At 72.9% G+C, this 13491-nt stretch carries 8 protein-coding genes and 1 pseudogene; 1 reads left to right on the forward strand and 8 read right to left on the reverse strand.

Going from position 1 to position 13491, the window contains the following annotated elements; translation table 11 throughout:
- Positions 1-52: 52 nt before the first annotated feature.
- Complete coding sequence (locus IEY20_RS06145; protein WP_175328634.1) at positions 53-1219, reverse strand: pyridoxal phosphate-dependent aminotransferase; 1167 nt, start codon at positions 1217-1219, stop codon at positions 53-55.
- Positions 1220-1488: 269 nt separating this feature from the next.
- On the opposite strand from IEY20_RS06145, the gene rpsT reads away from it, so the two are divergent.
- On the forward strand, positions 1489-1749 hold the full coding sequence (gene rpsT, locus IEY20_RS06150; protein ID WP_022904294.1) for a 30S ribosomal protein S20: 261 nt from the start codon (positions 1489-1491) through the stop codon (positions 1747-1749).
- A 407-nt stretch (positions 1750-2156) separates the two neighbouring features.
- Here rpsT and holA read toward each other — a convergent pair whose 3' ends face one another.
- The 7 genes and pseudogenes from holA to cydB all read right to left on the reverse strand — a co-directional run bounded on the left by holA (position 2157) and on the right by cydB (position 13491).
- Positions 2157-3176 carry a DNA polymerase III subunit delta gene (gene holA, locus IEY20_RS17045; protein ID WP_229727907.1) on the reverse strand — a complete coding sequence of 340 codons (1020 nt, stop codon included), beginning with the start codon at positions 3174-3176 and terminating at the stop codon, positions 2157-2159.
- Between the two features lie 667 nt (positions 3177-3843).
- Positions 3844-5601 (reverse strand): annotated as a pseudogene (locus IEY20_RS17260) (ComEC/Rec2 family competence protein); the annotation flags it as partial.
- Between the two features lie 4 nt (positions 5602-5605).
- Positions 5606-6298 carry a ComEA family DNA-binding protein gene (locus IEY20_RS06160; protein ID WP_022904291.1) on the reverse strand — a complete coding sequence of 231 codons (693 nt, stop codon included), beginning with the start codon at positions 6296-6298 and terminating at the stop codon, positions 5606-5608.
- A gap of 210 nt (positions 6299-6508) precedes the next feature.
- On the reverse strand, positions 6509-9058 hold the full coding sequence (gene leuS / locus IEY20_RS06165) for a leucine--tRNA ligase (protein ID WP_175328636.1): 2550 nt from the start codon (positions 9056-9058) through the stop codon (positions 6509-6511).
- A gap of 61 nt (positions 9059-9119) precedes the next feature.
- Positions 9120-10808, reverse strand: coding sequence for a thiol reductant ABC exporter subunit CydC (gene cydC, locus IEY20_RS06170; RefSeq protein ID WP_229727910.1), 1689 nt, complete (start codon positions 10806-10808; stop codon positions 9120-9122).
- Entirely contained in the window at positions 10805-12460 is a 1656-nt protein-coding gene (gene cydD / locus IEY20_RS06175; protein WP_188888971.1) for a thiol reductant ABC exporter subunit CydD, read from the reverse strand. Before cydD ends, cydC begins: the two co-directional genes overlap by 4 nt.
- A 26-nt stretch (positions 12461-12486) precedes the next feature.
- On the reverse strand, positions 12487-13491 hold the full coding sequence (gene cydB / locus IEY20_RS06180) for a cytochrome d ubiquinol oxidase subunit II (protein WP_175328638.1): 1005 nt from the start codon (positions 13489-13491) through the stop codon (positions 12487-12489).

Below are 13491 nucleotides of genomic sequence, written 5' to 3' on the forward strand. Positions count from 1 at the left end.
CCGACCCGCCGATGGCGCGTCGGGTCGGAACCGGCGGCGTGGGCCCTGCCCGTCAGACGGTCGCCGTGGCGGGCGCGGGCAGCGCTCCCAGGCCGCGGCGGAGGTCCTCCGCGGTCGCGGCGAGCGAGACGCGGATCCAGCCCTCGCCGGTGCGGCCGAACGCGCTGCCGGGTGCGACCGCGACGTGCTCGCGCTGCAGCAGGGCGAGCGCCCACTCCGCGACGTCGCCGCCCGACGCGTGCGAGACGTCGACCCAGAGGTAGAACGCGCCTCGCGGGTCGAGGTAGCGGAAGCCAGCGGCGTCGAGCACCGCCTTCGCGACCTCGAGGTTCGCGCGGTAGTGCTCGCGCGCGTCCCGGACGGCCGAGTGGTCCCCGACGATCGCCGCGAGGGCCGCGTACTGGTCGGGCTCGGCGACGCAGCTGATCATCGCCTCCTGCGTGGTCCGCATCGTCGGCCCGAGCCCCTTCGGTGTCACGAGGTAGCCCACCCGGACCCCGGTCATCGCGTAGGTCTTGCTGAGCGAGAAGGCCGAGAACACACGGTCGTCCTCGTCGAGGGCGGCGATGCTGATGTGCCGGGTCCCGTGGGTGAAGTACTCGTAGACCTCGTCGCTGACGACCCACAGGTCGTGCCGCTTCGCCAGTGCGAGGAGGTCGCGGAGGGTCTCCTCGCCGAACACCGAACCGAGCGGGTTCGACGGGGAGTTCACGATGATCGCCCGCGTCCGCTCGGTGATGCTCGCCTCGAGCGCGGCCAGGTCGGGCTCGAACCCGTGCTGCGGCGTCAGCTGGTACGGCACCGGTGTCGCGCCGAGGATGTGCGCGTTCATCGTGAAGGTCGTGTAGCCGGGGTCGGGCACGAGCACCTCGTCTCCCGGGCTCAGCACGAGCGTCATCGCCTGGAACAGCGCCTGTGTCGCGCCGATCGTCATCCAGACCTGCTCGAGGTCGACCTCGACCCGGTTCTCGCGCCGGAGCTTGTCGACGATCGCCTGCCGGAGCGGCGTGATCCCACCGTTCGGCGTGTAGTCCGTCCGGTCCTCCGACCATGCGCGGCGCGCGGCCTCGCCGATGTGCGGCGCCACCGGCACGTCGGGCTCGCCGATCACGAGCATCGTGACGTCCGTGCCGGTCGCTCGGAGCAGGGCGGCCTGCTCGAAGACCCTCCGGATGCCGGAAGCGGGGACGGTGTCGATGCGTGGTGCGAGGGACGGCATGACCGCCACGGTAGCGACCGTGTGTTGCCGGGCGGTTTCGGCCGGATCCGGTGCGGTGTGGCTCCGGCTGCTCCGGCGTTCTCGATGCCGTGTTGCTCCGGTCCGGGGCTCCGGTCCGCGGCCTGTCGGGCTTTGGTCGGCGGCCCTGCGCCTGGTAGTGTTGGTGGCTGGCTTCCGCGTTCCCCGCCCACGGGTGGAACGCGATGCGACCAAGGGCCCCTCTACCCAGCGGTCGCGACCACCCGTAGAGACGAACAGGAGCAACACGCATGGCGAACATCAAGTCGCAGATCAAGCGCATCAAGACCAACCTCAAGGCCACCGAGCGGAACAAGGCGTACCGCTCGGAGCTCAAGACGCACATCCGCCACACGAACGAGGCGATCGCTTCGGGCGACAAGGACAAGGCCGTGGCGGCCCTGGCCCTCGCGTCGAAGAAGCTCGACAAGGCCGTGAGCAAGGGTGTCATCCACAAGAACCAGGCCGCGAACCGCAAGTCGGCGATCGCGAAGAAGGTCTCGGCTCTCTGAGTCCGGCTCCTCGAAGGCCCCGTACCGTTCCGGTGCGGGGCCTTCGTCGTGTGCGGGGTGGGGGGGTGGGGGTGTGCGGCGGTGCGGACGTGCGGCGGTGCGGTCGTGGGGCGGGTGCGGACGTGGGGCGAGTGCGGTCGTGGGGCGAGTGCGGTCGTCGTCGTCGAACGACCCGGCTGCTGTCGTACGACATCGGCCACGTCGCCGCTTGTGCACGCGCGAGTGCGGCGACCGCGGAGAACGACGTGATCGACGTCGTACGACAGCGGCACCGTCGCGCGGCAGCGGCAGCGGCAAGGGCAACGGCAACCGCAACCGCAACGTCGCGCGGCAGCGGCAACGGCAGCGGCAACGGCAACGGCAACGGCAACGGAAGTCAGCTCCCGACTCCGGGCTTCCGGAACGCCTCAGCGGTCCTCGCCGCGCCGGGCGATGGTCCGCACCATCACTTCGAGCGCGTAGTGCGCGTCACGTGACCCGCCCTTCACCGCGGTGTCCGCCGCCGCGATGCTGAGGATCGCGTTCGCCAGCCCCGCCTCGCTCCAGCCGGCGACGTCCCGCTGTGCTCGCTGCACCTGCCACGGCGCCATCCCGAGCGCCGAGGCCGCCTGCCCGCTCGATCCGCGGAAGCCGCTGACCTTCGCCATCGTGCGGATCTTGCTCGCGAACGCCGCCACGATGGGCACCGGGGCCTCCCCCGTCGCGAGCGCGTGCCGCAACTCGACGATCGCCGGGGCAGAACGCCCGGCGAGTGCGATGTCGGCCACCTTGAAGGCGTTCGTCTCGACCCGGCCGCCGTAGTACTTGTCGACGACCTTGTCGGTGATCTCGTCGGCCGAGTCGGCGAGCAGCTGCCGACACGCAGCCGCGAGCTCGGCGAGGTCGTCCGCGAACGCCGCCACGAGCGTCCGCACCGCCGACGGCGCGATCTTCCGCCGGGCAGCCCGGAACTCCGCGTTCACGAAGTCGACGCGGTCCGTGTCGCGCTTGAGCTCGTCGCACTGCACCTCGACCCCGCCACCGACGCCGCTGCGGATCGTGTCGAGCAGCTTCTTGCCGCGCATCCCGCCCCCGTGACGCAGGACGAGGGTGACGTCGTCCGCCGGTCCCTCGAGGTAGGCGATCGTCTCCGTGATGAAGGCGTCCGTGCACTTCTCGACGTTCGTGACCCGGACCAGACGGGGCTCACCGAAGAGCGACGGACTGGCCAGCGTGGCGAGCAGGCCCGGTGCGTACTGGTCGGCTTCGAGGTCGTGGATCTCGAGCGCCGGGTCCTCGCCGACGAGCAGGTCGCGGAGCGCGCCGACGGCCCGGTCGGCGAGGAAGGCCTCGGGGCCGGTGACGAGCACGACCGGGGCGGGGCGGATCCCCGACCACGGCACCTGGTCGATCTTCGCGGCGGCGCGCGCGGGCTTCTTGGCGGGCATGCGGTCCTTCCGGTGCGGCGACCGGTCGTGCTCCGGTCGCCACGTCGATCCTACGGCCGACCCCCGACCCGGCGGAGCCGACGGAACGGGCCGAGGGCTCCGGGTCCGAGCGCTCCGTCCACACCCGAGGGCCGTCGTTCCCCGGTGCGACGACGACGGTCCCGTTGCGGTCGGTCCGGTACACGGCGCTTCCGGCAGCGGCCAGCATGTCGAGCGCCTGCCGGGTGGGGTGCCCGTAGGTGTTGTCCGCTCCGACGCCGATGAGCGCGATCCGGGCACCGAGCGATCGGTACAGCCCGGGGTCCTGGTCCGCCGAGCCGTGGTGCGACACCTTGACCACGTCGACCGGCCGCTCGGCGCCGCCCGCACCGACGAGCCGCCGCTGTGCCGCTTCGCCGAGGTCCCCGAGGAGCATCGCCGACGGACAGCCGGCGCAGGCGGGATCGGGTTCGACCCGGATGGCGATGCTCGCGGCGTTCCCGGACGCGGTCGACGACCGGGGTGGCCACAGCGTCACCAGACGGAGGCTGCCGAGCTGCACCGCTGTCCCGGCGGCGGCCCGGCGGACCTCGACCCCGGCGCCCCGCAGGTCGCGGAGCACCCGCTCGTCCGCAGGTCGGCCGGTGGGGCCGACGAGCGCGGTCGAGACCGAGGCGGCGACCGCCGACGTCGCGCCGACGTGGTCCCGGTCGTAGTGCGTCAGCACGAGCACCGCGATGTGTCCCACGCCGAGCAGGTCGAGGCACGCGGCGAGGCGCTCGGGGTCGTCCCCTGTGTCGACGAGCGCTGTCGCGCCACCCGAACGCAGCAGGACCGCATCGCCCTGGCCCACGTCGCAGGCCGCGATCGTCCAGTCCCGTGGCACGCTGCCACGGACGACGGTCTGCGGCACGGCGACGAGGCCGATGCCGAGCACGACGACCACGCCCGCGGCGAGCAGGAGCCGGAGTCGGACGTGCGCCGCGACGAAGCACGAGACGACCACACACCCGGAGACCACGACGGCGAGGCCGACGCCCGGCACGCCGGGCGGCCACGGCGCGGATGCACCGGGCAACGCGGCGGCCGTGCGGGCGACCCACCCGACGGCGCTCGCGGGGACCCAGGCGACGGCGGCCAGCACGGAGGCCGCACCGGGCCACACGGGCGCGAAGAGGCAGGCACCGAGTCCGACGACGGTGACGATCGGCGCGAGTGGTTCGGTGAGCAGGTTCGCGGGCACGGCGTACGTCGGCAGCGCGGGCGCGAGGAGGATCGTCACCGGCCAGCACGCCACCTGCGCGACCACCGGGACGGCCACTGCGGCGGCGACCGGTGTCCACAGTCGCCTCGCGAGCAGGTCGGTCAGCGGCGGCCCGAGCACCACGATCCCGCTCGTCGCGAGCACGGACAGCGCGAACGCGAAGGACCGTGCGTACCACGGGTCCACCACGAGCATCCCGATGACGGCGAGCGAGATGAGCTGGGCGCCACGGACGGGCCGCCCGGACAGGTGCACCACCAGCGCCACGACCGCCATCAGGGTCGCCCGGACGATGGACGGGTCCGGACGCACGAGCACCACGAACGCGAGCAGGAACGCGACGGCCACCCCGGCGCGGAGGACCCGCGGGAGGCCGCAGGCCCGGCCGAGGAGCACCACCAACCCGACGATGACGGCGCAGTTGGCCCCGGACACCGCGGTCAGGTGCGTGAGGGCTGCCGTCTCCATCGCGCCCTCGGTGTCGGGGTCGAGTCCGTTCCGGTCGCCGATCGCCAGTCCGCGGAGGAGGGCAGCGCCGGGCTCCGGGAGCTGGGTGGTGACCCGGACGAACGCTCGGCGAGCACCATCGGTGAGGGCGAGGAGCCCCGTCGGCGCGCGGGACTCGACCGGGCCGTGCAGGAACACCACCCACGCGGTGGGCGACCCCGCGGCGTCGGGCTCCACCGCCCCGGTGCCGACGAGGGTGGACCCGGCGGCGAACCGTTCGGCACCCCGTCCCTGGACGTCGGGCACCAGCCGCACCGGCACACGCAGCCCGGCCGAGTCCTCCGTCGCGATCAGGGTCGCCGCGACGGAACGCGCACCGCGCTCGAGGTCCCGGTCCAGCACGAGCCGGACCGTCCGCTGGCCGGGGTCTCCGGGCAGCTCCGGCGGGTTCCGCCGCTGCTCGCCGACGGCAACGGCGACGGCGACGAGCACGACGAGCAGCGCACTCGTCACCACGAGGCCGACAGCGACTGCGATCGCGCCGCCGTGCAGCCGTGGCAGGAGCGTGAGGAGGACGATCCCGCCCACCACGAGCAGGCCGCCGCCGATCACCACCGCGATCGCGCTGTCCGGGACGCCGACGAGGACGGCACAGGACACCCAGGCGACGGCCGCCGGCGCCGCGATGCGCAGGTCGGCGAGGCGAGCGTGCACGGCACTGCGCACGGAGCCCATGCGGTCAGACCCGGACGCGCGGCTGCAGGTCGGCGAACTTGGCGTCCCCGATCCCGCTGACGTCGAGCAGGTCCTCGACGGCGGCGAACCGTCCGTGCTCCTCCCGCCAGGCGAGGATCCGTTCCGCCAGCGCGGGCCCGATCCCCGGCAACGTCTCGAGCGTCGCGGCGTCGGCGGCGTTCAGGTCGACGACCGTGTCCGACCCGGTCGATCCCGATGCGCTCGGGGCACCCGCACCGCCCGCATCGCCGTCCGGCAGGGCGATCGGGACGTCCGTCTCCCCGACGCGCGGCACGTAGACCTGTTCCCCGTCCACCAGCGGGCGAGCCAGGTTCACCCGTGCGAGATCGGCGTCGCGGGCGGCACCCCCTGCGCGCTCCAGCGCCGTCGTGACCCGGCTGCCGGCCGGCAGCGTGACCACGCCGGGCTTCCCGACCGCGCCCGCGACGTGCACGACGACGACCGACGGCGTGGCCGTGCTCGTGTCAGGACCGGTACCGGCCGGGGGGCCATCGGCCGTCGGCCCGCCCGCCGTGGAGGCCGGCTCGGCTGACGGCGCGTCGCTGACGACGACCTCGGCAGCGGATCCACCGCCAGCCGACCGGGTCCCGAGCACGATCACGAGCACGGCGACCACCGCGACGACCGCGGCCAAGACGACAGCGGCACGGGGTGTGAGCGAGAAGCGTGAGGACATACCGGAACGCTAGGGAGCCGAGCCTCGCGACCGGACTCCGCGCGGGTCAGCCGTGGACGACCCCACCAGCACCGGCACCTGTGCAGGACTCGCCACACGCCGAGCGAGCGCACCCGCGCGCCCCACCCCGATCGAGCGCACCCGCGCGCCCCACCCCGATCGAGCGCGCCCGCGCCCCGATCGAGCGCGCCCGCACCCGCGCCCGCGCAGCTACCCCTTGATCGCGATGTTCACGAGCTTCGGCGCCCGCACGATCACCTTCACGATCTCGCGCTCACCGATGTACCGCTGCACGTTCGCCGACTCCCGCGCGAGCGCCTCGAGCTCCGAGGGCTCGATCGACTTCGACACCTCGAACGAGTCGCGGACCTTGCCGTTGACCTGCACGACCGCCGTCAGCGTGTCCTGCACGAGCAGCGTCGGGTCGGCCTTCCGCCACCCGTACGTGGCCACCGTCGGCTCGTAGCCCAGCTTCTCCCACATCTCCTCGCCCACGTACGGAGCGAACACGGCGAGGCCGAGCGTGATGGTCTCGACGGCCTCGCGCACGGCGGGGTCGCCCGCGCCGGGGCCGCTGTCGATCGCCTTGCGCGTCACGTTCACGAGGTCCATGAGCCGCGCGATCACGACGTTGAACTTGAAGGACTCCATGAGGCCCGGTGCGTCGGCGAGGAACCGGTGCGTGACCTGGCGGAGTGCCCGGTCGCCGTCGGCCCAGACGACGTCCTTCGGGGACGTGACGTCGAGCGCGAGCCGGTAGGCGCGGGCCAGGAAGCGCGCGGACGCCGACGGGGAGACGTCCTCCCAGTTGATGTCGTCCTCGGGCGGGCCGGCGAAGCCCATCACCAGGCGGATCGCGTCGACCCCGTTGGCGTCGAGCTCGTCGCCGAGGGACACGCCGCCCTTCGACTTCGACATCTTCGAGCCACCCGACAGCACCATGCCCTGGTTGAGCAGCGCCGTGAACGGCTCGGTGAAGTCGAGGTAGCCGAGGTCGAACAGGACCTTCGTCACGAAGCGTGCGTACAGCAGGTGCAGGATCGCGTGCTCGATGCCGCCGATGTACTGGTCGACCGGCGCCCACTTGCGCGCGATCGCGGGGTCGAACGCCTGCGTGTCGTCGTTCGCGGCCAGGAAGCGCAGGAAGTACCACGACGAGTCGACGAACGTGTCCATCGTGTCGGTGTCACGCGTCGCCGGGGTCCCGTCGACGGGGTTCGGGACGTTCACCCAGTCGGTCGCGCCACCGAGCGGCGAGGTGCCCTTCGGCTTGAGGTCGAGCCCCTCGGTCGACGGCAGCCGGACGGGCAGCTGGTCCATGGGCACCGGGTGCTCGGTGCCGTCCGCGCCGTGGATGATCGGGATCGGGGTGCCCCAGAACCGCTGGCGGGAGATGAGCCAGTCGCGCAGGCGGTACGTCTTGGCCGCACGGCCGGTCCCGCGCTCCTCGAGCAGGCGGATCGCCGCGGTGATGGCGTGCTGCTTCGACATGCCGTCGAGCGGCCCGGAGTTGATCATGCGACCGGTGCCGGTCAGGGCCTCGCCCGTCGACACCGGGTCGAGCGCCGGGAGGTCCTCCAGCGTCGCGCCGTCCGGGATCACCGGGATCGCCCCGGTCACCGGAGCGTTCGTGTCCACGACGACCTTCACGGGCAGGTCGAACGCCCGCGCGAAGTCGAGGTCGCGCTGGTCGTGCACGGGCACGGCCATGACGGCACCGTGGCCGTAGTCCGCGAGGACGTAGTCGGCGGCCCAGATGGGCAGGCGCTCCCCCGTCAGCGGGTGGATCGCGGAGCGTCCGAGCGGCACGCCGGTCTTCGGGCGGTCGGCGTTCTGCCGGTCGATCTCCGAGGTCTTCTGCGTCGCGACGAGGTACGCATCGAAGTCCGCACGGACGGAGGCGGACGCGGAGGCCACCAGAGACGCGGCCAGGTCCGAGTCGGGCGCCACGACCAGGAACGTCACCCCGTGGATCGTGTCCGGGCGCGTGGTGAACACCGTGACGGGCTCGTCCCGCCCCTCGATGACGAAGTCGACGCCGGCGCCGACCGACCGACCGATCCAGTTGCGCTGCTGCGCGATGACCTTCGCCGGCCACCGCCCCTCGAGCTGGTTGAGGTCGTCGAGCAGCCGGTCCGCGTACTCCGTGATCTTGAAGTACCACTGCGTCAGCTTCTTCTTGACGACGACGGCGCCCGAGCGGTCGGAGGTGCCGTCGGGCAGCACCTGCTCGTTCGCGAGCACGGTCTGGTCCACCGGGTCCCAGTTGACCCAGCTGTCCTTCCGGTACGCCAGGCCCTTCTCGTACATCTTGAGGAACAGCCACTGGTTCCACTTGTAGTACTCGGGGTCCGAGGTGTGGATCTCGGTCGTCCAGTCGAACGACGGCGCGTAGCGCTTGAAGGACGCCTTCTGCTGCTCGATGTTCGCGTAGGTCCACTCCTTGGGGTCGACCCCGCGCTTGATCGCCGCGTTCTCCGCCGGCAGGCCGAAGGAGTCCCAGCCGATCGGGTGCAGCACGTTGAAGCCCTGCTGCCGCCAGTAGCGCGCGACGAAGTCACCGAGCGCCCAGTTCTCCGCGTGCCCCATGTGCAGGTCGCCGGACGGGTACGGGAACATCTCGAGGATGTACTTCCGCGGCCGCGTGTCGTCGAGGTCCGTGGTGAAGAGCCCGAGCTCTTCCCAGCGGGGCTGCCACTTCTCCTGGAGTCGACGGAAGTCGTAGGCGTTCGGGTCCTCGGCGTACTGCTCGGTGGTCACGGTCACCAAGATTACAAGGCCTGGAGGCCCGGCTCGGCCCCGTGACGTCGGCTGCGGCCCGTCATGCGCTGACGAGTCGTCCGTCCCGCATCCGCAGGGTGCGGTCGACGAGGTCGACCGGCACGGGCACGTGCGAGACGATCACCACGGTCCGCCCGGCCCGCCGAGCGGCACCGACGAGGTCACGCAGCAGCGCCTCGGCGAGGTCGGGGTCGATGTCCGCGGTCGGCTCGTCGAGGACGAGCACCGGGAACGCGTGCAGCAGCGCACGGGCCAGCGCGAGCCGGTGCGCCTGCCCGCCGGACACGAGGACGCCGCGCTCCCCCACGCCGGCGTCGAGCCCGCCCCGCCCGACGACCCACGGACCGAGCCCGACCCGGTCGAGGACGTCGAGCAGCTCCTCGTCGGTCGCGGTGTCGCGTGCGAACAGCAGGTTCTGCCGGACCGACTGGTCGAACACGAACGGGTCCTGCTCGATGAGGCCGATGCGTGCGCGGACCGCGTCGGGGTGCATGTCGCGCGCTTCGACGCCGTCGATCGCGTACGAGCCGCGGTGGTCGACGAACCGCACGAGCGCGTCCACGAGCGTCGACTTGCCGGCGCCGCTCGGCCCCTCGAGCACGACGACCTCGCCGGGGAGCAGGTCGAGCGACACCCCGGACACGGCGTCGACGCTCGCGCCGGGCCAACGCACCGACAGGTCACGGACGGAGACCGACACGGCGCCGTCCACGACGAGCGAGGCAGGGTCTGCGGGTGTGGAAGGCTCCGGCACGATCCCGGTCGGCAGCGCAGTGGGCACCACGGCCTCGACCCGGTCGGCAGCGGCGCGCACCCGACGCAGTGTCAGGACCGCGAGCGGCGCCCCGCCGATGACCTCGAAGAGCGCCAGCGGGACGAAGACCGCGAGCGCCCAGAGGGGTCCGTCGAGGGCCCCGGAGACCACCGCGGGTGCGCCGACCGCGAGGATCCCGACGACCGCCGCGCCGCCCAGCAGCCCGCCGAGGGCACCGACGAGGGACTCGACGGCGCCCCGACGACGCACGGCGGCGGTCACGGACCGGTCGAGCCGCGCGATGTGCGCGAGTCGCTCGTCGAGGGCGCCGTGGGCGGCGAAGACGTCGAGCGCGCGGACGGTGTCGAGCACGAGGTCCGCGACCCGGCCCCGGTCCGCTGCGGTCCGCTCGTCCGAGCGCCGCGCGACGGCGACCGTCACCACCGACCCGAGGAGCGCCTCGGCCGCGAGGGCGAGGAGGAGCACGACCGCAGCGGGCACCGAGACGAGCGCGACCGCGACGACGGACACGAGCGCCACGACCCCGGCGGACACGAGCGGCCCGACGACCCGGATCGGCAGGTCCTGCAGCCGGTCGGTGTCCGTGACGAGCCGAGTGAGGAGGTCGCCGCGTCCGGTCGCGCCGAGACCGGCGGGCGCGACCGACGAGAGTCGGCGGTACATCTCCGTCCGGACCACGGCGAGCTGGCGGAACGACGCGTCGTGACCGGCGAGGCGGTCCACGTACCGGAGGGCCGCCCGCCCGAGCGCGAACGCCCGCACCCCGACCATGACGAGCGTGAGGTAGAGGATCGGCGGGTGCTCCGCGGCACGCGTGATGAGGTAGCCGCTCGCGGCGAGCAGGGCGACCGCGCACAGCGCACTGCCCACGCCGGCCCCCACGGCCTTGCCCCACCCAGCCCCGCGCGGCAGGGCGAGCCGCAGGACGGAGTCGTGTCGTGCCTCCCGGCTCACGCCCGCGCTCCGCTCGCGGCGGTGACCGTGACGGCGCCACCGGTGCGCACGTCGATCCGCACGTCCGCCGCTGCGAGCACTGCAGGGCGGTGGCTGGCGACCACGACGACGCGGCCGTCGGCGGCGAGCCGGCGGATCGCCGCGACGACCTGCGACTCCGAGTCGGCGTCGAGTGCGGAGGTGGGCTCGTCGAGGAGGACGAGGGGGGTGTCCGCCCGACTCGCGCGGTACAGGGCGCGGGCGACGGACACGCGCTGCGCCTGTCCACCGGACAGACCGGCTCCGCCGGACCCGACCGGGAGGCCCGGGTCGACACCCAGCCCCGCCTCACGCAGCGCCGTGGTCACGGCGACGACGTCGGGGGTCGCGCTGAGCGCGACGTTCTCGGCGACGGTGCCGCCCACGAGGCGCGTCCGCTGGTCGGCCCAGGTCGTCCGCTCCGCCGCGGTCGTCCCGGCTGGACCGGGCACGGTCACGGTGCCGTCGTGCGCCACAGCGCCGCGGAGCGCAGCGATGATGCTCGACTTGCCCGATCCGCTCGGGCCCGCGAGTGCGACCACCGTGCCCGGCTCGGCACGGAGGTCGATCGGACCGATCACGACGTCCGGGCGGCGGACCGTGACGGTGTCGAGGACGAGCGCACCAGCAGCCGGGAGCGGCGTCGGGCTCGTCGGGACGGCCGCGTCACCGTCGTCGTCGAGGACGTCCAGCACGGCCGCGGCGGCCTCGACACCGTCCTGCGCGGCGTGGAAGTCGGCACCCACCTGTCGGATCGGCGCGAAGGCCTCGGGTGCCAGGACGAGGACGAACATCGCGGCCCCGAGGCCGAGCGAGCCGTCGACGAGCCGGACCCCGATGGACACCGCGACGAGCGCGACCGCGAGGCTCGCGGCGAGCTCGAGCGCGAAACCGCTGACGAAGGAGAGCCGCAGGACGCCCATCGTGGCGCGACGGTAGCCGTCCGTGAGAGCGCCGATCCGCCCGACCTGTCGCCGTGCCCGACCGAAGACCTTCAGCGTCGCGAGGCCCTCGACCGCCTCCGTGAACGCGCCGCCGAGGGTGGCGAGGGCGTCGGACTGCCTCCGCTGCAGCGCCTGGGTCGCGAGGCCGATGAGGACCATGAACACCGGGATCACCGGCAGCGCGCACAGGACCACGATGCCGCTCGTCGGGTCGCCGAGGCCGATCGCGACGAGCAGCACCGGCGTGGCGATGGCGGTGAGGGCGAGCTGCGGCAGGAACCGGCCGAAGTACGCGTCGAGGGCGTCGAGACCCGGTCCGAGCGTCGTGGCGAACCCGGCGCTCGACCGCGCGGCCAGCCACGCCGGTCCGCGCTCGGCGGCCCGGGCGAGGACCCGCGTGCGGAGCTCGCTCTTCACGCGTGCTGCCGCCCGGGCCGCGAGGTCGTCGGTCGCCCACGCGGCGACCGCCCGGACGACGAACGCACCGCCGAGGAGCGCGAGCGCCTGCGCGAACGCGACGGGCAGGCGGCCCTCGCCGACCGCGTCGACCCCGAGCGTCACGGCAGCGGCGATCCCCCATGCGACGGCGACGGTCGCGAGCGTCCGCAGTGCCCCGGTGCCCGCGGCTGCCACGACGAAGCCGCGCGCCGTCCGCGACAGGCGCAGCAGTCGCGGGTCGAGCGGCTTCATCGTGGGTTCCTCGTGGTCGTGGGCGGCTAGTGGGCGGCCTGGGCGATGTGGGCCCGCGAGACGCGCTTGCGGAAGACCCAGTAGGTCCAGGCCTGGTAGGCGAGCACGAGCGGGACGAAGATCAGCGCGACCCAGCTCATCACGGTCAGCGTGTACGAACCGCTGCTCGCGTTGTAGACGTTCAGGCTGTTCGCCGGGTCGTTCGACGCGGGCATCACGTTCGGGAAGATCGCCGTGAACATCGCCAGCACGACCGCGGCGATCGTGATCGCCATGAGCGTGAACGCCCGTCCTTCCTTGCCCCACGCGGTGCAGAGGACCGCGAGGACGAGGGCCAGTGCCGCCACCACGGAGAGCACGAGGCTCGCCGGCGTCGCGCGGACGAACGCCATCGCGACGAGGAACGCCGCGCCGACGACGATCGTGACGATGCCCGCACGGGTCGCGAGCCGCTTGGCCCGCTCGCGGATCTCCCCCTCCGTCTTCAGCGCGACGAACACGACGCCGTGGGTGAAGAACACCAGGAGCGTGGTCAGCCCGGTGAGCAGCGCGAACGGGTTGAGCAGGTCGAAGATGGTCCCGGTGTAGTTGTGGCCGGCGTCCATCGGGATGCCGCGCACGACGTTGCCGAACGCGACGCCCCAGAGGAACGACGGGAGGGCGCTGCCGACGATGATCATCAGGTCGAAGCGGCGCTTCCACTCGGCGTGCTTGTTCTGGTGCCGGTACTCGAACGAGACGCCGCGGGCGATGAGTGCCGCGAGGATGAGCAACAGCGCCAGGTAGAAGCCGGAGAACATCGTCGCGTACCACTCCGGGAACGCCGCGAACAGGCAGGCGCCGGCGACGATGACCCAGGTCTCGTTGAGGTCCCACACGGGCCCGATCGTGTTGATCAGCACGCGGCGGTCGGTGTCGTCCTTGCCGAGGAACGGCAGCGACATCCCGACGCCGAAGTCGAAGCCGTCGAGCACGAAGTAGCCCACGAAGAACAGTCCGACGATCGCGAACCAGAGCACGGGCAGGTCCAT

The sequence above is a fragment of the Curtobacterium luteum genome (assembly GCF_014646995.1).
GTDB classification, from domain to species: domain Bacteria; phylum Actinomycetota; class Actinomycetes; order Actinomycetales; family Microbacteriaceae; genus Curtobacterium; species Curtobacterium luteum.